This window comes from Acinetobacter sp. V2, assembly GCF_001188385.1.
GTDB classification, from domain to species: domain Bacteria; phylum Pseudomonadota; class Gammaproteobacteria; order Pseudomonadales; family Moraxellaceae; genus Acinetobacter; species Acinetobacter oleivorans.
This window is the reverse complement of sequence record NZ_JZFB01000001.1, coordinates 1851680-1874339: the sequence shown is the minus strand read 5'-3', so window position 1 is coordinate 1874339 and position 22660 is coordinate 1851680. Positions and strand designations below refer to the sequence as shown.

Annotated in this window: 15 protein-coding genes and 1 pseudogene; 10 read left to right on the top strand and 6 right to left on the bottom strand. The window is 37.2% G+C overall.

The annotated features are described in order from the left end of the window. The 3 genes from UC75_RS08570 to groL all read left to right on the top strand — a co-directional run. A partial coding sequence (locus tag UC75_RS08570; RefSeq protein ID WP_228137183.1) for an Ig-like domain-containing protein occupies positions 1-6197 on the top strand: 6197 nt, incomplete at its 5' end. Positions 6198-6437: 240 nt separating this feature from the next. Further along, complete coding sequence (locus UC75_RS08565) at positions 6438-6728, top strand: co-chaperone GroES (RefSeq protein ID WP_002120604.1); 291 nt, start codon at positions 6438-6440, stop codon at positions 6726-6728. A gap of 58 nt (positions 6729-6786) precedes the next feature. Continuing rightward, positions 6787-8421: a chaperonin GroEL gene (groL, locus tag UC75_RS08560; RefSeq protein ID WP_049837303.1), complete on the top strand. Its 1635-nt coding sequence runs from the start codon at positions 6787-6789 to the stop codon at positions 8419-8421. Positions 8422-8591: 170 nt separating this feature from the next. On the opposite strand, the gene UC75_RS08555 is transcribed toward groL, so the two are convergent. After that, complete coding sequence (locus UC75_RS08555) at positions 8592-8966, bottom strand: diacylglycerol kinase (protein WP_016137277.1); 375 nt, start codon at positions 8964-8966, stop codon at positions 8592-8594. 106 nt (positions 8967-9072) lie between these two features. Between UC75_RS08555 and UC75_RS08550 the strand changes: the two genes are divergently transcribed. Continuing rightward, positions 9073-10035, top strand: a complete 963-nt coding sequence (locus UC75_RS08550) for an MBL fold metallo-hydrolase (protein ID WP_049837302.1) — start codon at positions 9073-9075, stop codon at positions 10033-10035. A 44-nt stretch (positions 10036-10079) separates the two neighbouring features. On the opposite strand, the gene UC75_RS08545 is transcribed toward UC75_RS08550, so the two are convergent. Beyond that, positions 10080-11222: a glycerophosphodiester phosphodiesterase gene (locus tag UC75_RS08545; protein WP_049837301.1), complete on the bottom strand. Its 1143-nt coding sequence runs from the start codon at positions 11220-11222 to the stop codon at positions 10080-10082. A gap of 263 nt (positions 11223-11485) precedes the next feature. On the opposite strand from UC75_RS08545, the gene UC75_RS08540 reads away from it, so the two are divergent. Together UC75_RS08540 and UC75_RS08535 are read left to right on the top strand one after the other, a co-directional pair. Beyond that, positions 11486-14581 (top strand): multidrug efflux RND transporter permease subunit, encoded by a 3096-nt coding sequence (locus tag UC75_RS08540; protein ID WP_049837300.1) that lies wholly within the window; start codon positions 11486-11488, stop codon positions 14579-14581. Positions 14582-14653: 72 nt separating this feature from the next. After that, entirely contained in the window at positions 14654-15229 is a 576-nt protein-coding gene (locus UC75_RS08535) for a DUF4112 domain-containing protein (RefSeq protein ID WP_049837299.1), read from the top strand. A 49-nt stretch (positions 15230-15278) separates the two neighbouring features. On the opposite strand, the gene htpX is transcribed toward UC75_RS08535, so the two are convergent. Both htpX and UC75_RS18760 read right to left on the bottom strand, forming a co-directional pair. Further along, the gene (gene htpX, locus UC75_RS08530) at positions 15279-16184 is read right to left on the bottom strand and encodes a protease HtpX (RefSeq protein WP_049837298.1); all 906 of its coding nucleotides are present in this window, start codon (positions 16182-16184) and stop codon (positions 15279-15281) included. 246 nt (positions 16185-16430) lie between these two features. Continuing rightward, positions 16431-16547 (bottom strand): annotated as a pseudogene (locus tag UC75_RS18760) (lytic transglycosylase domain-containing protein); the annotation flags it as partial. Positions 16548-16736: 189 nt separating this feature from the next. Between UC75_RS18760 and UC75_RS08525 the strand changes: the two are divergent. Beyond that, positions 16737-17537 carry a hypothetical protein gene (locus UC75_RS08525; RefSeq protein WP_049837297.1) on the top strand — a complete coding sequence of 267 codons (801 nt, stop codon included), beginning with the start codon at positions 16737-16739 and terminating at the stop codon, positions 17535-17537. A gap of 107 nt (positions 17538-17644) precedes the next feature. On the opposite strand, the gene UC75_RS08520 is transcribed toward UC75_RS08525, so the two are convergent. Continuing rightward, positions 17645-18502: a lytic transglycosylase domain-containing protein gene (locus UC75_RS08520; protein WP_049837296.1), complete on the bottom strand. Its 858-nt coding sequence runs from the start codon at positions 18500-18502 to the stop codon at positions 17645-17647. 505 nt (positions 18503-19007) lie between these two features. Between UC75_RS08520 and ttcA the strand changes: the two genes are divergently transcribed. Both ttcA and UC75_RS08510 read left to right on the top strand, forming a co-directional pair. Continuing rightward, positions 19008-19913, top strand: coding sequence for a tRNA 2-thiocytidine(32) synthetase TtcA (ttcA, locus tag UC75_RS08515; protein ID WP_005307874.1), 906 nt, complete (start codon positions 19008-19010; stop codon positions 19911-19913). Between the two features lie 205 nt (positions 19914-20118). Continuing rightward, a complete protein-coding gene (locus UC75_RS08510; RefSeq protein WP_002118641.1) occupies positions 20119-20502 on the top strand; it encodes an SCP2 sterol-binding domain-containing protein in 384 nt (127 codons plus the stop codon). Positions 20503-20592: 90 nt separating this feature from the next. Here the strand turns inward: UC75_RS08510 and UC75_RS08505 are convergent, their stop codons facing one another. Beyond that, the gene (locus UC75_RS08505; protein WP_023274147.1) at positions 20593-21705 is read right to left on the bottom strand and encodes a transglycosylase SLT domain-containing protein; all 1113 of its coding nucleotides are present in this window, start codon (positions 21703-21705) and stop codon (positions 20593-20595) included. Between the two features lie 372 nt (positions 21706-22077). Here UC75_RS08505 and greB point away from each other — a divergent pair, with 372 nt between their 5' ends. After that, positions 22078-22572, top strand: coding sequence for a transcription elongation factor GreB (gene greB / locus UC75_RS08500; RefSeq protein WP_049837295.1), 495 nt, complete (start codon positions 22078-22080; stop codon positions 22570-22572). Positions 22573-22660 lie beyond the last annotated feature (88 nt).

The window sequence follows — 22660 nt, the reverse complement described above, 5'->3', positions numbered from 1 at the left end:
TCCAACTTGATCGCCCTCTTGTTGATGGTGAGCAGCTGTTCTTATCAATTAAGGATGCTCGTGGACAAATAAGCACCGATACTGTAATTACGGCTGATACAGTTCCTCCTACACCAGCCAGTAATTTAGTTTTCTCAGAAGATGGTTCATATCTTACGGGTGTAGCAGAACTGAATACTACGATTCAGGTTTTTGATCATAATGGTCAGCTAGTGAATATATGGAATAATACCGTCAACTCGGACGGTACATTTACTGTTTTATTAGGTAGCAATAATTTACATGGAGAAGCATTTACGGTCACCGTTAAAGACCAAGCCGGAAATGTGAGTGAAGCTGTTTCAATAAATGCTCCACTTGATGATATTGCACCGGATCCAATTAAAAATATTTTACTTGATGCAAACGGTCAAAACTTTACAGCACAAGCAGAAGCGAATAGTCAGATTGAAGTTTTTGATTCATTAGGTAATCAGACGGGTTGGGGTTCTACAGATAGTGCTGGTAATGTCTCAGGCTTTTTCAATCAAATCTATTTACATGGTGAAGAACTTACTTTTGTTGTCATAGATCGAGTTGGTAACCGTAGTATCGAATTTAAGCAAAATGCTTTAATTGACACCATTGCACCAAATCCGATTGCAAATATCATCTTCAATGAAGATGGCCAAAGCTTTACAGCTCAGGCAGAAGCTGGAAGCTCTATTGAAATATTAGATCAGGCTGGAAATAAGATTACTACTAGTTATACCGATAGCTTAGGTAATGTATTTGGTTATTTCCCGCAAGTTTACTTACATGGTGAGGAACTTACTTTTGTTGTAGTTGACCGAGCGGGTAACCGTAGTGCAGAGGTCAAGCAGAGTGCTTTAACTGATGATATCGCACCAAATCGGATTGAAAATATTGTATTAGATATCAATGGACAGAGCTTTACAGCTCAGGCTGAAGCAAATAGCCAGATTGAAATTAAAAATACCAATGGTGACATTATTGGTTATGGATCAGCAGATAGCACAGGAAATGTTTCTGGTTACTTGTATCAGGTCTATTTACATGGCGAAGAGCTTACTTTTGTTGTAGTTGACCGAGCGGGTAACCGTAGTACAGAAGTTAAGCAGAATGCTTTGATTGATGAGATTGCACCAAATCCGATTGAAAATATTGTATTCGACTCAAACGGTCAAAACTTTACGGCGCAAGCAGAAGCAAACACTCAAATTGAAGTCAAAAATGCTGCGGGTGAGGTCATAGGTTCAGGTTATGTAGATGGCGCTGGTAATGTGTCAGGTTATTTATATCAAGTCTATTTACATGGAGAAGAACTCACTTTTATTGTCGTTGACCGAGCTGGTAACCGCAGTGCAGAGATCAAGCAAAACGCTTTAACTGATGATAGTGCACCAAATCCGATTGAAAATATTGTACTTGATGCGAACGGACAGAACTTTACAGCTCAGGCCGAAGCAAACACTCAAATTGAAGTCAAAAATGCTGCTGGTGAAGTCATAGGATCTGGTTCAACCGATAGCATGGGTAATGCTTCTGGTTACTTCTATCAGGTCTATTTACATGGTGAAGAACTCACTTTTGTTGTAGTTGACAAAGCGGGGAACCACAGTACAGAGGTCAAACAGAATGCCTTGATTGATGACATTGCTCCGAACGCGATTGAAAACATCATTTTCAATGAAAATGGTCAAAACTTTACAGCGCAAGCTGAAGCGAATAGCCAAGTTGAAGTTAAAAATGCTGCAGGTGAGCTTGTAGGTTCAGGTTATGTAGATAGTGCTGGTAATGTCTCAGGTTACTTGAATCAAGTTTACTTAAAAGGTGAGGAACTTACTTTTGTTGTGATTGATCAAGCTGGTAATCGCAGTGTTGAAGTAAAACAAACAGCCTTTCTTGATAATACCGCACCGGAAAATGCGACTAATTTAGTATTTAGCGAAGATGGTTCATATCTAACTGGTATGGCAGAACCCAATGCTACGATTCAGATATTTGATCAGAATGGTCAATTGGTAAATCAGTGGAATAATAATGTTAATTGGGATGGAACATTTAACATCTCTTTATACAGTAACTACTTGCATGGCGAAGAGTTAAAGGTAGTTGTAGTAGATCGGGCTGGTAATTTGAGTGGTGGGGTTACTGTAAAAGCACCGCTTGATGATATTGCTCCTGTGGCTGCAAGTAATCTCACGTTTAGTGAAGATGGTTCATCCCTTTCTGGTGTAGCTGAGCCAAATACCTTCATCCAGATTTTTGATCAGAATGGTCAACAGGTGAATACGTGGAGTCAGAGTGTAAATGCTGATGGTACATTCACTATTTTCTTGGGTAGCTCTAATTTACATGGTGAAGAATTCACAGTTATTATTAAAGATCGAGCTGGAAATGTGAGTGATGTTGTTTCAGTTAAGGCTCCATTTGATGATATTGCGCCAAATCCGATTAAAAATATTGTACTTGATCCGAACGGTCAAAACTTTATAGCGCAGGCAGAAGCAAATAGTAATATAGAAGTCAGAAATGCTGAGGGTGCGTTAATAGGTCATGGTTCTGCAGATAACGCAGGTAATGTGACAGGTTACTTCTACCAAGTTTATTTACATGGAGAAGAATTAACTTTCGTTGTCATAGATCGAATGGGCAATCAAAGTGTCGAACTTAAGTTCAATGCTTTGGTGGATACCATTACGCCAGATCCAATTGAAAACATCATCTTTGACGAAAATGGGCAAAATTTTACGGCACAAGCAGAAGCCAATAGTTTTATTGGTGTCAAAAATGCTGCGGGTGAGTTTGTCGGTTATGGTTATGTCGATAGCACTGGTAATGTGACAGGCTATTTCAATCAGGTTTATTTAAAAGGTGAGGAACTCACTTTTATCGTTATAGATAAAGCAGGTAATCAAAGTGTTGAATTTAAGCAAAATGCTTTGATTGATGATATTGCACCAAATCCAATTGAAAACATCATCCTAAATGAAAATGGTCAAAACTTTATAGCGCAAGCGGAAGCAGATAGTCGAATCGAAGTTAAAAATGCTGTTGGTGAGGTTGTAGGATCTGGTTCAACCGATAGCATGGGTAATGTTTCTGGTTACTTATATCAGGTCTATTTACATGGCGAAGAGCTCACTTTTGTTGTCGTTGACCGAGCGGGGAACCGTAGTACAGAGGTCAAGCAGAATGCTTTGATTGATGATATCGCACCAAATCCGATTGAGAATATTGTGCTCGACTCACACGGTCAAAACTTTACGGCGCAAGCAGAAGTAAATACTCGGATTGAAGTCAAAAATGCTGCGGGTGAGGTGATAGGTTCTGGTTATGTAGATGGTGCTGGTAATGTGTCAGGTTATTTTAATCAAGTCTATTTACATGGAGAGGAATTAACTTTCATCGTTGTAGATATAGCAGGTAACCGAAGTATTGAGGTTAAACAAAATGCTTTAATTGATGATGTCGCACCGCCAGCTGCTGCAAATATTACATTAACGTCAGACGGATTGCTTTTTGGTGAGGCTGAACCAAATACAACTGTTGAAATTATTGATCAATATGGTGCAATTATCACAATAGCTAATGTTGGATATGATGGACGCTTTTATCAATTGATCAACCTGAGCCAATATCAAACACAAAATTTGAGTATTGTTGTCAAAGATATTGCTGGCAACCGAAGTGAAGTTGCTCATGAATTAGTACCTGTATTTTCGAATTCACCAATTGCTGCGACAGAGCTAAAATTGGATGTAAATGGCCATATTCTTACAGGTAAGGCGACAGCAGGAATGACGATTGTTGTTACATCCGAGGATGGTCAAAGCATTAATGGAGAATGGAGCAGTATAGTTAATGAAGATGGTAGTTTTGCTATTAAGTTAAATGACTATTATCTAAAGGGACAGATATTACAAGTTCGAGTTTATGACCAAAATACAAATCTATATAGCCCAATCTCTGAAATTATTGCGCCTTTAGACAATATTGCTCCAGTGATTGATGAGGTGGTAATTAACAATGATGGTCAGGGAATTTCAGGCCACACTGATTCAAAAGCAATCATTCAGGTAATGGATGCGGATGGGAATTTAAGAGCAGAATCTCAATCGGATGAATTAGGATATTTCAATGCTAATATTTATCTACCTATATTACGTGGAGAGCAATTATTTATCACGGTAATAGATTTAGCCAAAAATATAAGTACACCATTGAATATTACTTTTAATGCAGATACTAATGCACCTCCATCAGCAGAGCATGTTGTTGTTTCTGAAAATGGTTTGTTTATTGAGGGAACTGCTGTAGCAAGTAGTTATGTACATGTTTTTAACGTATCTACTAATTATATTGGTGGTGGTTCTGTAGATGAAACAGGACACTTTAATATCCAGTTGTACTCACCTCAGGTGAGTGGACAGACCTTACGCATTGTTGTGGAACAAAATGGCTATCTAAGCACTTACACCGAAATTACCGCACCTATAGACATCGTCGCACCAAATGCAGCAACTCAGCTTGTCTTAGAAGATGGAAATGTACTTTCGGGACAAGCGGAAGCATATTCAACTGTTAATATTTTTGATGATAATAATTTAGTTGGTCAAACTACTGTCAAAAATGATGGAAGTTTCACAACATACTTATGGTCACAATATTGGCATGGTGAAACATTGACGGTAAAAGTAGTTGATGCCAATCAAAATGAGAGTGAGAGTACAACGGTTGTTGCTATAAATGATACAACAGCACCGAATGTAGCCACACAGCTTGCTATGAAGGGATGGGACGAGCTCACGGGGCATGCAGAAAGTAAGGCTACTCTTGAAGTTACATATCATTTTGCTGATCAAGAACCTTTTGTAACAAATACTATGGTCATGGCAGATGGAACTTTCTCTACTTATATGTATGAGAATGCGACATCATTTGATATTACTGTTATTGATCGTGCAGGAAATCGTAGTGAAACTATCAGCAAAGCGATTAGCGACTTACATACGATCACGGTTGATCAGTTTATAGGTGATGCTACAGATAATATTTATATAGTTGATCATATAAGTGATTTTGTTCAAGAGTATGGCGTTGCTACTGTTAATGTATTTCAGGATGTCTGGATAGATACAAGTCATTATGAGGAGCAATGGGTAGCTTCTGGTTATACTGATAATATATGGGTAGATACAAGCCATTTTGAAAATGTTTGGATTGACACAAGTTACTCCCAAGATATTTGGATTGATACAAGCTATTATCAAGATACATGGGTCGTTGATGGCGTAATAGACGTCTACATGGACTCAAATGGCATAAATTACTATTCAGATGATGGTTCGTATAATCAATATGTGAATACGTACTATGATTATAATTTAAATCAATGGCAGTCAGGATATGAACTATCAGGTCCTAATACTCTAGAGGTTGGACATCTTGAACAACAACTCGTTCAAGATGGGCACTATGAATCTCAATGGATTGAACAAGGTTATTATGAGCAACAATATGTGTTTGATGGTCATAATGAAGAGGCTTGGGTAGATACGAGTCATTACGAAAGTGTTTGGGTTCAAAGTGGTTATTCGGAAACACAAATAGTTGGTTCTGAACTTAAAGATACGGATTTTGGTGGACACGATAAAATAATTAGCTCTGTGAGTTATAGTCTGGTTGGATATTCTGATTGGTCGACAAATATAGAAAGTGGTCGTTATGTTGAAGACTTGGAGCTGGTTGGTTCTGCCCATCTAAATGCAACAGGTAATGCTTTAGATAATCTTTTAACAGGTAACTCTGGTAATAACGTTTTGAATGGGCGTGAAGGTAACGATACGTATATGACTAATGAAGGTGCCGATACCATTTTGTTCCAATTGCTAAACAGCCAAGATGCGACTGGTGGAAATGGACATGATACGGTGTTAGATTTTACTTTGGGTGATGTAAGAACCAATGCTCAAGCAGATAAAATTGATTTAAGTGAACTATTAATTGACTATTCTAAAGATGTGAGCACATTAGCTAAATTTATTACTGTAGAGCAAGATGCTGGAAACACGACTATTAGTCTTGACCGAGATGGTGAAGGTACAATGTTTAGTAGTATTTCATTGATTACTTTAAATCAGGTAAATACAACATTAGATGAATTGTTGAATAACCAGCAACTCTTTGTTTAACATTGATATTTATCTTTATAAAAGAGGCTATGAAAATAGCCTCTTTTATTTTGTGCTTTAATTTTAATAAAAACTCTTCACAACCTGTTAAAAAATGACCAAAAAAGATAAGTTTTTTTTCATTTTCCCCTTGAAGCCTTTTTTTTCATCCCCACAAAAGTGACATCTAAATATTTTGTTATTGCTCTGGATTAAAGCAATAACGATTAATCAAAAAGACTTAGTCTGATGGAGTTAATTATGAGCAACATTCGTCCATTACATGATCGCGTTGTAATTCGTCGCGTAGAAGAAGAAACCAAAACTGCTGGCGGTATTTTACTTCCAGGTTCTGCTGCTGAAAAACCATCTCAAGGTGAAGTAATTGCAGTAGGTAATGGTCAAATCACTGAGAATGGCGTACGTGCTTTGGATGTTAAAGTTGGTGACAAAGTATTGTTTGGTACTTATGCAGGTACAACAGTGAAAGTAAGTGGTGAAGAACTCTTAATCATGAAAGAGTCAGACATTTTAGCTGTGTTGGAAGGCTAATCAATCCATAACTCAATTCATTATCAGATTCAGTATTTAAAAAGATTTGGAGTTTAATATGTCAGCTAAAGACGTAAAATTTGGTGATTCAGCTCGCTCAAAAATGATTGCAGGCGTAAACGTACTTGCAGATGCTGTTAAAGTGACTTTAGGCCCTAAAGGTCGTAACGTAGTGATTGACCGTTCTTTCGGCGCTCCGCACATCACTAAAGACGGCGTAACTGTTGCTAAAGAAATTTCATTAAAAGACAAGTTTGAAAACATGGGTGCTCAACTTGTTCGTGAAGTTTCTAGCAAAACTAATGACATCGCTGGTGACGGTACTACAACTGCAACTGTACTTGCTCAAGCAATTTTAAATGAAGGGATCAAATCTGTAACTGCAGGTATGAACCCAATGGATTTAAAACGTGGTATCGATATCGCAGTAAAAACTGTAGTTGAAAATATCCGTTCAAATGCAAAACCTGCTGATGATTTTAAAGCGATCGAACAAGTTGGTTCTATCTCTGCTAACTCTGATACTACTGTTGGTAAACTTATCGCTCAAGCGATGGAAAAAGTAGGTAAAGAAGGTGTAATCACTGTAGAAGAAGGTTCTGGCTTCGAAGACGCTTTAGACGTTGTAGAAGGTATGCAGTTTGACCGTGGTTATATCTCTCCGTACTTTGCAAACAAGCAAGATACTTTAACAGCAGAGCTTGAAAACCCGTTCATTCTTCTTGTTGACAAAAAAATCGGTAATATTCGTGAATTGATTTCTGTTTTAGAAGCAGTTGCGAAAACTGGTAAACCACTTCTTATCATCGCTGAAGATGTTGAAGGCGAAGCGCTTGCTACACTTGTTGTAAACAACATGCGCGGTATTATCAAAGTATGTGCTGTTAAAGCTCCTGGTTTCGGTGACCGTCGTAAAGCAATGCTTCAAGACATCGCAATCTTGACTGGCGCAACTGTTATTTCTGAAGAAGTTGGTATGTCTTTAGAACAAGCAACTCTTCAAGATTTAGGTACTGCACACAAGATCACTGTTTCTAAAGAAAACACTGTAATTGTTGATGGTGCTGGTGATGCTGCTGCTATTGCTGAGCGTGTTCAGCAAATCCGTGCTCAAATTGAAGAATCTTCTTCAGAATACGACCGTGAAAAATTACAAGAACGCGTTGCTAAATTAGCAGGCGGTGTTGCTGTAATTAAAATCGGTGCGGCAACTGAAGTCGAAATGAAAGAGAAGAAAGACCGCGTAGACGACGCACTTCATGCAACTCGTGCAGCAGTTGAAGAAGGTGTAGTTGCTGGTGGTGGTGTTGCGCTAGTACGTGCTGTAAATGTATTAGACAACCTAAAAGGTGCTAACGAAGATCAAACAGCGGGTATCAATATTTTACGTCGCGCGATTGAAGCTCCACTTCGTCAAATTGTTGCGAACGCTGGTGATGAGCCATCTGTAGTTATCAATGCAGTTAAAGGCGGTGAAGGTAACTTTGGTTATAACGCTGCAACTGGCGAATATGGCGATATGTTAGAAATGGGTATTCTTGACCCTGCTAAAGTAACTCGTTCTGCACTTGAACACGCTGCTTCTGTAGCTGGTTTAATGTTAACTACAGAATGTATGATTACTGACATTCCAGAAGATAAACCAGCTGTTCCAGATATGGGCGGTATGGGTGGTATGGGCGGAATGATGTAATAACGCATCAACGCTTGAACTAAAAAAATCCCTGTTTATACAGGGATTTTTTATTTTACGGGATTTTAAGAAATAGTTAAGTTCAATAACTTATATTAAAAAACAGGAACAGCAGCTAGAAGTTCCTCTTTGTTACAGCCATGCTTATTTACTTATAAGCATGGTTTTTTTTATCCTAATAAAATGAATAACCATGTAATAGCAATGATAGAAAGCGCAACAAATTGAGCCGCACTTCCCATATCTTTTGCATTTTTAGAAAGCTGATGTTTTTCAAGAGAAACTCGGTCAACGACTGCTTCAATAGCCGAATTGAACAGTTCAACGATCATTGCAAATAGACAAACAATAATGAGTAAGACGTGTTCACTGCGGGTTACGTCAAGAAAAAAACTAACTGGAATTAAAATAAGATTAATCAAAACAATTTGACGGAAAGCTGCTTCATTTTTATATGCTGCTTTAAATCCGGAAATCGAGTAGCCGGTTGCATTTAATATACGCTTAAGGCCTGTTTTACCTTTATAAGGAGAATAGCTATTCATTTACTTATATTTCTGACACATTTCATGCATTATATAATTTGGGTCTTAAAAAATTATTAAATCTTTTTTAAAGATTTTGACTTTATAACTGAATAGAGAAGAAGAGATGAAAAAATTATGTGTAGCTTTGGGTTTTGCATTTTGTAGCATGCATGCTGCGTATGCTGAGCAAACTCCTACTCAACAAGTACCTGGATATTATAAGCATCAATTCGGAAAATACCGTGTAACGTCTTTACTTGATGGCACGATTTATCTAAATCCTAACTTGTTTAAAAATTTAAATCAGGCTCAGAAAACTAAAATATTAACTAAATATGCTGCTGTGAATGAGAAGGGTATTCAAACTTCGGTCAATGCATTTTTAGTAGATGATGGTAAGAGTTTAACGCTTGTCGATAGTGGTGCAGCAAGTTGTTTTGGTCCACAACTGGGTTCGATTGCAAAAAATATTGAATTGGCAGGTTATCAACTTACTAATGTAAAAACAGTGTTGCTCACACATTTACATCCAGACCATGTATGCGGAATTGCTCAAAATGGGAAGGCTGTATTTCCAAATGCAACTGTATATGCGCATGAACGCGAAGCTGATTATTGGTTAAATCCAGCTTCTGAAAAAACAGTGCCAGCAGATAAAAAGCAAAACTATTTAGGTACTGTGAAAAACATAAAAACTGCTCTTGCTCCATATCAAGCAAAAAAAGCATTTAAGACATTTAAAGATGGCGATGTTATTCAAGGTTTTGAAGTGATCGATACGCGCGGTCATACACCTGGGCATCATAGCTTTCGCTTAAAAAGTAATGATCAGCAAATCATTTTCGTTGGAGACATTGTTCACTCGCATTCTTTGCAGTTTGATGCTCCAAAAACTGGTGTGGATTTTGATGTGAATTCTGAACAGGCGATTAATACCCGTTTAAAAATGTTCGCTGAAATTTCAAATAAACAACAATGGGTCGCAGCACCACATTTACCATTCCCAGGCATTGGTCATGTTTATAAAGTAAACGCTGAGCAATATCAGTGGATCCCACTTTATTTTGATAATGTTGTAGAGAAATAAAAAAACAGGGCATTTATTGCCCTGTTTTTTATTAAAAACTTTAATTATTTTGCGGCTTTTTCATAATTAATAACAGCTTCACGGCCAAGTGCTGGGTCATCTGTAAAGACTCCATCAACACCCGCTTTGAAATAGGCTTCAAATTCTTTTAAAGCACCAGTTGGGCAGCGCTCAGCTGGTTTATCTTGACTGCATTTTAAAGGCGTTGGTAAGAAATTATTTTCTGGACGGAAAGTATAAGGATGTACTTTTAAGCCAGCTTTATGCGCATCAGAAATAAACGAAGTCGTTTGAACTGAACCATTGTCATTAAAGTTTAGAATATAACCTTTACTTGGTCCTACACCATTTGCATATTTAGCTACGTCTTTTAAGCTTTGTGCTGTGGCTAAATCTGCATAAGTTTTAGTTTCACCAGATTCAACGAAGTCGGCTGGTTGAGAGGTTTTAGCATCATATAATTGAATGATTTGTGCGTGTTTAATGGTTTTATGAAGGTCGAGCTGATCTTTCAAATATTTTAAATTACTTACTTCAAAAGACTGTAGATAGACAGGTGCAATATCACGTGTATATTCATATTTGGCTAGTGTTTTAAGAAGGGTATCTTCCATTGCCAGATTATGATTTTTAAAGTAAGTCGGATGTTTGGTTTCAATATATAAACCAATAATTTTTCCCGTTTTCTTATAATTTGCTTCAGCCAGCTCAATCACTTGTTCTAGAGTCGGGACAGGGTAAAGGTCATTATAGGCTGTGTTTGCAGGTCGGAACTCAGGAATACGTTCACGAGCTTTAAGCTGTTGTAATTCACTTAAAGTGAAGTCTTCTGTAAACCAACCTGTTAAGTCTTTACCATCAATATTTTTTGTTGTTTTACGATCTGCAAACTGAGTTAAAGTGCTTACATTGGTTGTTCCACCAATCTCATTTTCATGGCGAGTAACTAACACGCCATCTTTTGTAGACACTAAATCCGGTTCAATAAAATCGGCACCATCGTCAATGGCTTTTTGATATGAAGCTAGAGTGTGTTCAGGGCGTAAAGCGCTAGCGCCACGGTGCCCAATCACTAAAATCTTAGGAAGTTGATATTCTGGTGTAGTTGGCGTGTTTTCGGTTTTATCATCATCATTACAACCAACCAAGCTAATTAAACTTAAGCATAAAATTGCTCTTTTAAACATAATTCTACTCATATTGTTTTAGTTGAAACGGCTCTAGTCTGCTTATTGATTTTGACGTGATCATGAAGAATTCATGAATTTTCAGTGACACTTGTTAAAACCTTCTTTATGGGTTTGTAGGAAATAGCCATTCCTGCTTTGTTTTTGTCCTAATTGCATTTATTGTGTTAATTCTACTTGTCTTTTATATATCGCTCGTTGATGATCAAGATGCCGAATTCGGTATTGCCACCTGTTAATTGACGACTTAATTCTGAGCAGCCATGCTATCTAAATTTTTTATTCAGCGCCCTATTTTTGCCAGTGTACTTGCAATTATTGTTATGGCATTTGGTATTTTCTCGGTTCTGAATTTGCCAGTAGAACGCTATCCCGATATTGCACCTCCAAAAATTACAGTATCGGCAAGTTATAGTGGGGCAGATGCACAAACGGTTGAGCAAAGTGTTACTCAGATTTTAGAACAGCAAATACAAGGTATTGATCACTTACTTTATTTCAGCTCTACCAGCGACTCGTCGGGACGTAGCCGAATTACGATCAGTTTTGATAATGGAACAAATCCAGATACAGCACAGGTACAAGTACAAAATAGTATTAGTGGCGTTATAAGACGTTTACCAGATGAAGTACAACGTCAAGGGGTGACGGTAAGTAAGTCTCTGGGTGATACTTTTATGGTGGTGGGTTTATATGACTCGACTGGTAAAGCGGGGAATATTGAGCTATCAGACTATTTAACGACACACGTGGTCGATAACCTGAACCGTATTGAAGGGGTGGGTGAGTCTGATGTTTTCGGTTCGCAATATGCAATGCGAATCTGGTTAAATCCTGATAAATTAAAACAATATAATTTAATGCCAAGTGATGTTGCCAGTGCAATCACTGCTCAAAATACCCAAGTGGCTGCGGGTGCAATTGGTGATTTACCTGTTATTGATGGGCAATATTTAAATACTAAAGTTACAGCTGGTTCTCGACTAAAAACAGTCGAAGATTTTAAAAATATTGTAGTGAAATCAAACCAAACAGCGAGCTATGTCTATTTAAAAGATATTGCTAGAGTTGAGTTGGGCGCAGAAAACTATCAGTCTTTTAACACCATTAATGGTTATCCTGCCGCAGGTTTAGGTATTTCACTGTCTTCGGGTGCAAATGCCATTCAGACCTCTAAACTCATCCATCAAACTTTAGATCAACTTACAACTAAATTACCTGCGGGTTATAAAATTGTTTATCCACGAGATAACACGCCGTTTGTTCAAGAGTCGATTAAGGAAGTTGTAAAGACCCTTATTGAAGCGATTATTTTAGTTATTTTGGTAATGTTCCTATTTTTGCAAAGCTGGCGCGCGACACTCATTCCGAGTATTACCGTTCCGGTTGTTATTTTAGGAACTTTTGCTGTTTTATATGTGCTCGGTTTTAGCATTAACACCTTAACCTTATTTGCACTAGTACTCGCTATTGGCTTGTTAGTGGATGATGCAATTGTAGTCGTAGAAAACGTTGAACGGCTCATGCATGAACAGCACTTAACACCCAAAGAAGCAGCTATAGAGTCAATGGGCGAAATTAGTGGTGCTTTAATTGGTATTACATTGGTATTAACTGCTGTTTTTATTCCAATGTCTTTTTTAGGTGGCTCAATTGGGGTGATTTATCGCCAGTTTTCCATTACCTTAGTTGCCGCTATGGCGTTATCGCTTGTTGTTGCATTAGTGCTGACACCCGCATTGTGTGCTTTAATTTTAAAGCCTAATCCTCAGCCTATGCGTTGGGCAGTTTGGTTTAACCAAAAGATTGATCAACTTAAAAATCAATATATCAAGATCGTTCAAACAAGCATTCGCTACAGTAAGTCGGTTGTTGTGATTTTTGTGGCTTTGATTGCTGTTTTTGCACTGTTCTATAGTGGTTTAAAAAGTGGATTTATTCCTAAAGAAGATCAAGGGATTTTAAGCGTTCAAATTAAGCTTGTTGATAGTGCCCCGATTTCTCAAAGTCAGAAAATTGGTGAACAAGTTCGTCAATATTTCTTAACTCAAGAAGACAAAAATGTGGATTTAGTCTTAATTCGCTATGGTCGAAACAATTCGGGTACAGGGCAAAATTTAGCACAAGGGTTCATTGCTTTAAAACCATGGGATGCGCGTACTGGAAAAGAAAACTCAGCGGATGCTATACAAAAGCGGGCAATGAAATATTTTAGTCAATTAAATAATGCTCAAATTAATGTGACTTTACCACCTTCGGTAAATGGTTTAGGTCAAACCGATGGTATGGATTTATGGATTCAAGATTTAAATGGGCAAGGACAAGATTTTCTAGATAACACTTTCCTTCAGTTGCAAACTCAAAGTAAAAATTATTCAACTTTTGAAAATTTTGATAAGCAATCAACCAATAGTAAAGCAAATCTCAATATCAAAATTGATCAGAAACAAGCATTAGCAAATGGTTTAGAACTCCCTGCAATTAACAATACTTTGTCGAGTGCGTGGGGCGGAACATATGTAAATGACTTTATTGACCGTGGTCGTATTAAGCGTGTCATGATTCAAGGTGATGCCGAGTTCAGATCGAAACCTGAAGATTTATATAACTGGTCTGTGCGTAACAACCAAAATGAAATGGTGCCTTTTAGTTCATTTGCTAACTTTAGCTGGGGCGGTGCTCCTGAAATTGTAAAACGCTATATGGGTTATAGCGCCTTGCAGTTACAGGCAGACGTTGCGAGTGGCAGCAGTTCAGGTCAGGCAATGAAAGATGTTGAACAACTTGTGAATCAGCAAAAAGATGTCGGTTTAGCTTGGACAGGTTTATCTTTTGAAGAACAGAAGTCGACAAATCAGGCCGTCTGGTTATATTTAATTTCGGCAGGCTTTATTTTCTTATGCTTAGCTGCTCTATATGAAAGCTTGAGCATTCCAGCCGCTGTGATGACCTCTATTCCGCTAGGTGTCGGAGGAAGTGTCATTTTCTCTTATATTTTCGGACTACCAAATGATGTGTATTTCCAGATTGCACTGTTAACCACAATTGGTCTGTCATGTAAAAACGCAATTTTAATTGTTGAGTTTGCAGCCTTGGCTCAAGAAAAGGGTAAGAATGCCATTCAGGCGGCTTTAGAGGGCGCTAGCTTGCGTCTAAGACCGATTTTAATGACATCTTTAGCTTTTGGTGCAGGTGTGATTCCTCTCGTGTTTGCTCAAGGTGCTGGGGCTGTGAGCCGTCAAGAAATCGGTATTAGTATTCTAGGTGGCGTGATGTTTGGTACGGTGCTGGTTTTATTCTTTATTCCAGTTATGTATGTGTTATTGCGTTCACTATTTAGAACGAAAGCATCTAGTTAAAAGTAAACAATTTAAAAAGAGGCATTAAATCAAGTATATTAAGTTTAACTTCTCTTCATATATTTGATTTAGATGCCTCAAGAAAAAAAATTAACAGAGCAGCAGGTCATCGCACTAGAACGAGACCTTGCCAAGTTTGCCACCATGATGGACAGCGCAGTGCGTATTCCTTTTACAAAGCAGGGCATTGGAGCCGATGCTGCACTGAGCACGATTCCGATTGCCGGTGATGTCGCAGGTTTAGTGCTGACGTGTTATGCGATTTATAAAGCCAAACAGATTGGTGTACCACAACACAAGTTAACTCCAGTTATCAAATTGGCAGTTGTAGATGCTGTAGTGGGTTTTGTTCCAGTTGCTGGGACTATTTTTGATATTTTTATACGCCCTAGTAGAAAAGCATTAGATGTGGTTCATACGCACATACGCGAAGAATATGCGATTCAAAGTGATATTCATGTTGTTCATCCATATTTGCATGAAAAACTCGAAAAGAAGCAGCAGCACTCAGCTTTCTGGCGTAATCCTGTGGTGAGTTGGTTATGGTTGCATATACCCGATTTATTAGGCGCGTTTGTACTACTTTTAATTGGTTTCGCTGTTTGGTGGGGTGCAAGTTATCTTTGGGGTCTCTATCAAACTATGTAATAAAAATAAAGCCTCCAGTTGGAGGCTTTATTTCTTCACGTTAAACGTTTTATGGGCAATCTAATTGATGTAAAGCTGCCACACGTTGTTTAATTGTTGGGTGGGTTTGGAACAAAGCAGCTAAGCTAAAGCCTTGTTCTTTACCTTCCGCAATCGCGAAAGCTTTCATTTCTTTTGGCATTTGATCTGGCAATTCTGTCTCAGCTTGTAGACGTAATAATGCAGAAATCATTGCTTGTTTACCTGCTAAACGTGCACCTGCTTCATCAGCACGGTATTCACGATAACGAGAGAACCACATCACAATCGCAGAAGCGAGAATACCAAAGACGATATCTAATACCATGGTAATAAGGAAATAACCCATACCTGGGGCTTGATCATCTTGACGACCAAAAACATTACGGTCGATAAAATCACCGACTACGCGAGCAAAGAACATAACAAAGGCGTTCACGACACCTTGGATGAGTGCTAGGGTAACCATGTCACCATTCGCAACGTGACCAATCTCGTGCGCAAGCACAGCACGTAGCTCATCTTTGTTCATACGTTCAAGTAGACCAGATGAAACGGCAACTAAGGCATCATTCTTATTCCAGCCTGTTGCAAAGGCATTGGATTGATATGATGGAAAAATACCAACCTCTGGCATATTAATACCAGCACGTTGAGAAAGTTCAGCGACTGTTTGCAATAACCAGCTTTCAGCTTGGTTACGAGGAGCATTCGGGTCGATCAGTTCTGTACCGGTCGTTTTCTTAGCCATCCATTTTGACATGAATAACGAGATTAAAGATCCCACCATACCAAACACAAAACAGATCACTAAAAGGTTGCCTAGATTCAAGCCACCCGCGCCATGGTAACTACCGACACCGAAGAGTGACAAAATAATGCCAGCTACAACCAGTACCGCGAGGTTGGTAAGCAAAAACAAACCAATCCGCATCATTGAGAAAATCCTCTTATAAATAAAATGTTATCTGATTTACAAATTTTAAATCATGCAGCTAATATGCGGGGCTTAGGGGAAAAATTCAAGATAAAAATAAGGAATTGATACATTCTTTCACGAAGTAGAATGTACCGAAATTTAAAGAATAATTGGCTAAATTCGCCTAAATGGTAAGGATCAGGTAATAGATCATTACAATTTAAAGCACATAAACTTGACGGAATAAACCGTCAGTAAACGTTCTTACTCTATTCGAATATGTGCAATTGCTGTGGCATTGTTTGTGACATAAGTACCTGTAGGCGCATCAGTAAATGTTCCATTAGATAAAGTCACAATTTGACGAGAATTGGAATGTTTAGGAGCTGGAGCTGGAGTTTAAGTTAAGTTCATTAGATAAGAACTTACCGAAAGAAATATATCTGATAAAACGTAGAAATATAATATATAGATCATATTAATCTTGTTTTTTTTATTACTATCAATAAAATAGGATAGATATTCAAAAATAATTAATTTCGATAATTATCAATAGGAATACTATCAATAATGAAAAAATTGATTTTATTTACATTTGTAGCTTTATTTCCTATAAATGCTATGCCAGGGGTTATGTATGTCTATGAAAATTTAGATGGAAGTACTATGTTAACAAGTAAAAAAAGTCAAAATCCATCTATGAAACTAGTTCAAGCGAAGTTAACTAACAATCAATTAGTTTTTTATAAAAAAAACGAACTAGAGTTTGAAAGAGAATATAAAAATTGGGTAAAAGCAGGTAAACCAAAACCAGCATTACTTATGCCAGAAGTAACCTCAAAAGAAATTGGTTTTACAGGTTATGTTATTTTTTCCTTATATGAAGGAAAAGGTCTAATTTCTAATACTCCATATAATACTGATTATACTTATAATACATATGATGATTGTATTAGTGAAGGAAGTCTTCATATAGCAGAATTTAAAAAAAGTTCAATGAATCGATTAAATCCTAATTACATTTATCCTAAGAATACAAGAAAAGAATATCACTATCGATGTGTTTCGGAAGTTGTTCCTATTACAAGAAAAGTTTTTAGCACCGCAACATTAAAAAAATGGGAAAAACAGGCAATTGAAGAAAAAGAACAAGAAGTAAATTCATTAAAAAAGGATTTATATGACTTAGAAGAGGCTGAAAAGGAGATTGAGTTTAACATACGTCAAAGAAAGAATGCTTCTCAAAGCACTATAATTAGTAATGGAAGTGATAAGATTAGTACTTCACAAGAATATGATGAGAATGAAAAATTAAAAAATAAAAGAAAAATAATTCAATTAGCAGATGGAGCTTTTATTGATTCTAATTAATATTTTAAGAAGCTTAATTTTAAGTTAAGCTTCTTAAATATGATCAATTAAAATATATTATACGAATATGTACATTTTAATTGATCATATTTTATATTTCATTATTCCTAATTGAATGAGATATTTGCAGATGCAATTGCTTTATCTGTAGAATAAGTCTTATTTTGTGCATAGCTAAAACTATTTCCTTGTTGAATAATCGCACGATTATTATGGGGTATTGGTGTTGGCTTAGTTTGATTTTTTATCAATGATGTATCATTTGCTAAAGTAATAGTATTGTTACTACTTGAATCCAAAATTGAAGAACCTACACCTACACCTGACGCATACAAATTTTGATATCGGCTGGTTACACGGCGCACGTAATCTTGTGTTTCACGAAAAGGTGGGATCCCGCCGTATTTATCAACATTACCTTCACCTGCATTGTAAGCCGCCAATGCCATTTGGGTATTGCCACCAAAACGTTTGAGTAACCAGCTTAAATATTTTGCACCTGCAAAAATATTTTGCTGAGCATCAAAGGCATTGGTCACGTTAAATCGACGTGCAGTCGCAGGCATGAGCTGCATAAGACCTTGCGCTCCGACTGGAGAGCGGGCATTGACATTAAATCCTGACTCGGTATGCATGACAGCCTTAATCAACCCTTCAGATACACCATGTTGTAGAGCAGCTTGTTTAATAATATGGTCAAAAGCATTTTTATTTTTATTGTAGCTTGGCAGAACAGAGGCCTCTGACGCTCCCCAGTTCTTATAACTATGAATATTACTATCAGGGTAATAGGTCACTTTTACTTTTTTAAGTGAGTGATCATAACTTTTTTGGTTGGTGATCAATGTACTACCATTTTTATCTTGGTAAATATACATTTGGCCTGCTGAACTCGAAGTTATGCCGACCGTAAAAGTGGTCATCCCCAGCAAACAAGAAATAAGAAATTGAACCGAATTTTTCATTTTATGTTATTCACAATTTTAAGGTATTTAAAACTTGTCAAAGAGTTTATCAAAAAATATTACTTAAAGAAGTTTTGTGTAATTTTTTTTATTTCGACTCTTTCAAAAAATCAAGCTGTTTTGTTCGAATGCTCATCAAAAAAAATTAAAAATTATTTTTAAAATGATTCTATTGACTTGAATAACATGTTGATATTAAAGGGTAAAAAACATTGGTTAAAAAATGATCAATTTAAATAAAACCCTTAACAGAAGGTCAAAACAGTTTGTCAAGTACGAAGAAATCCACAATTTTATCCACAGGTTTTGTGGAAAACTGTGGAAAAGTCCAAAAAGTAAGCATTTTGCACATTTTTTGAACGCTTCAGTCAAAAATAGAGCATCACTTTTGCATCATGCATGAGCAATGTGACGACTTCAAGAATTGAAACTATTCTTTTGATGCGATTCTCTTCTGAATCATATAAAATTGCGCGGTATTTTTATTTATGGGTATATCTCGTCTATGTACGCGCCAGTTGAGTCCAATCAGGGATTTAATTTTAAGCCTGAACTTCCAACAAGCTCGGCCTATTACCGTTTGCTCAAGAAGCTTCGCCGTCAAGTTGGGCATGCTATTCGTGACTTCAATATGATTGAAGAGGGCGATAAGGTCATGGTGTGTGTGTCTGGTGGTAAAGACAGTTATACCTTGCTCGATATCATGTTGCAGTTTAAACGTATTGCACCAATCAATTTTGATGTTGTTGCGGTTAACCTTGACCAAAAGCAACCCGGCTTTCCTGAAGATGTCTTACCTCGTTATATGGAAGAAAATAACATTCCATATTACATTTTAGAAAAAGACACCTATACGATTACTAAACGTTTAACACCGGAAGGTAAAACCTACTGTGCAGTATGTTCACGTTTACGCCGTGGTTCATTGTATGGTTTTGCACAAGAAATTGGTGCGACTAAAGTTGCTTTAGGACATCACCGCGATGATATTCTTGCAACGTTCTTCTTAAACCTGTTTCATGGCGGAAGTTTAAAGGCGATGCCTCCAAAGCTTTTATCATCGGACAAGAAGAATATTCTGATTCGTCCATTGGCATATGTTGAAGAAAAAGACATTATCAAATATGCCGAGTTACGTCAGTTCCCAATCATTCCATGTAACCTTTGTGGTTCGCAGGAAAACTTACAGCGTGCCATGCTCAATGAAATGCTACGTGACTGGGATAAACAATATCCGAAACGCTTACACAGTATTTTCGGTGCGTTACAAAACGTATCACCGTCTCAGTTAGCGGACCGTGAATTGTTCGATTTCGAAGCTTTAGATTCTCAGCGCGAGTTAGATTTTAAAGATCCGGAAGAGCTTAAAAACCGTTTAGATGTCGTGAACTTAAGCTTTGCTGCTGAATAAACGCTAGACATAGACAATGTTAAAGGCACTTTATAAACAAGTGCCTTTAATGTATCAAAATACTAAAAAATGAATGTTCCGTACAAAAAGTCATAGCCCTAAATTTAAATTACATGCTATAACAACGCTCAAGCAGAATTGCTTCACATGATGTTGTCTGGATAGACAACTAGAGAAATTGAACAAATAAATTTGAGGAAGAATCATGCCTGCATTTTTAACTGAAGATTGGTTTGCTACTGTCGAAAAATTAACTGCTGAAGCAGGGGATCTTAATTTGCCACCTGCTCTTGCGAATTTGGCAATTAATTTAGTAGTTACAGATGCTTCTGGAAATACCGAATTAGCTTTAGATGGGGGTAAAATCCAAAAAGGTTTGTCTTCAAATGCCAAAACAACTTTAAATATGGATGCTGAAACTTTACGTAAAGTATTCTTAGAGTTTGATATGGCTGCTGCTATGCAGGCATTCATGACTGGTAAAATTAAAGTTCAAGGCGATATGTCTCAATTAATGGCTTTACAAACAGCTAAGCCAAGCCAAGAACAAAAAGATTTGTTTAAGAAAGTATTAGAGCATACAGCTTAAATCTAAAAGAATTCATATAAAAAGCTTACCCCAAGAGGTAAGCTTTTTATTCACACAAACAAAGAATTTATCAACTTTTAAATAATAAAATTAGATATTGATTCGTGTTTGCGCTGTTTTGATATGTTCAAGATAAGCACGAATACGAGTGACATATTGAACCGCTTGCTTATATCGACCATTACGCGCTTTATTACTTTGCAAATAATTGTAGAGATTAACCCATTGGTTTGGATCTTTCCCTTGTGCTTGCAAGCGCTTCTGAATCTGGTTTACCGCACCTGGTCCCATATTATAGGCCACCAGCGCATACCAGTTGCGATCAGGGAAAGGAATATCATCATATTCACTTAACATCTGGTCGTAATACTTCGCGCCACCTTGAATGCTTTGAGCTGGATCACTACGATTGCTCACACCCATTGCCCGAGCAGTGCTATTGGTCAGCATCATTAAGCCACGAACACCTGTGGGAGAAACAGATTCTGGCTTTAAATATGATTCTTGATAACCAATTGCGGCAAGTAAATGCCAGTCGAGATCGTATTTAGCTGCACTTTGTTTAAAGCTCGCTTTATAAATCGGTAAACGCGTCGTTAAGTCACGTTGAATGGTTGACCAAGCTTCTGGTTTCACCACATTACGATTATAAAAAGAAGCAAGTTGCTGAGTCACACCATTTTGCTTACTTTGGCATACAAAGCCACTAGCGGTCTGGGTGAGGGGGTCATCAGCTTGTTTAAACACCCAGCTTAACTCAGGATTTAAACCATTTTTTTGCAAATCGACTGTGTCACCACAACTTGCAGAAAAAGACATCAAACCTTTGTTCTCGATGGTACTTAAACCAGCAGTCGTCATCGCAAAATTTGCTTTACCTTGCTGAACCCATCTAAGTGCAGTGGCATTGTCTGCCACGATTTTAAAGTCCAGCTTTACATTAAGGCTTTGTGCATAGTTACGGGCTAAGTCGTAACCAAAACCATGTAAAAACTGATCTTCTTTGAAAACGGTTGTCGGGCTTTCTACCGCAACAACAGTTAAAGTGTTTGTATTTACTACAGTATTGTACTGTAGGGTTTTTCCTGCATTAATACTATGAAATGGAAAAAGCATAGTACTGAGTGCAAGTGCTTTTAACGGGAGAGAAGAAAATAAAGAGTTAAGGCAAAGCCTCGACCCTGAACTTGAATTACTGTGCATGTTGTCTCCGCTACAGGTAATTTATGCCCCAAAAGTTAGACAAAAAGCTGCCATAACTTCTAAAAGTTGATAAATTCAATAAGGGGTGGGCAGTCATGACGTCATTCAAAATGACATGAAATGAAAAAAACAAACTGTGTAGAAAATCTACATAGTTTTCTAGAAGGTTAAAATTTGCTCAACATTTAATCTGCGCGCATCATAATATTGAAAAAAAGTATTGTCAAATTTCGTACAATTAAATATTCGATATATCATCATAAACACATGAATTTCTTAAGGAAGAAAATTTATACACTTCTGATATGAGAAAATAGGGTATAAAATGCTACATCTTGTAAGCGATATGTTGTTGAACAGTGGTTTTTAATCATGAAATCTAACTTAATCACTCGATCTGGACATGACAAATTAGTTGCTGAATTAAAACAACTTTGGCATGAAGAACGACCGGAAATCACAAAAAAAGTGAATTGGGCTGCAAGCTTAGGTGACCGCAGTGAAAATGCGGATTATCAATACAATAAGCAGCTACTTAGAAAAATTGATCGACGAGTGCGTTATTTAGGAAAGCGTTTAGAAGAACTAAAAATCATTGATTACGCACCTGAGCAAGACGGTAAGGTTTACTTTGGCGCTTGGGTAGAAATTGAAAACGAAGAAGGCGAGCAAAAAACTTTACGTATTGTAGGGGTCGATGAAATTTATGATCATCACCCACAGCATATCTCAATTGAATCGCCGATGGCTCGTGCACTGCTAGGCAAAGAAGTCGATGATGAGATTGAAGTACACACGCCATCTGGAAAAAAGCTTTGGTATATCAATACAATTCGCTATGAAAAGAATGAAAACCCAGAAAATTAAATTAATTTGTATTTATTTTGAGCGTTTGAATTAAAAGTTAAATAAAAGGTTTGCCAACTTGAGTTTTTATTTATATTATAGCGCTCGT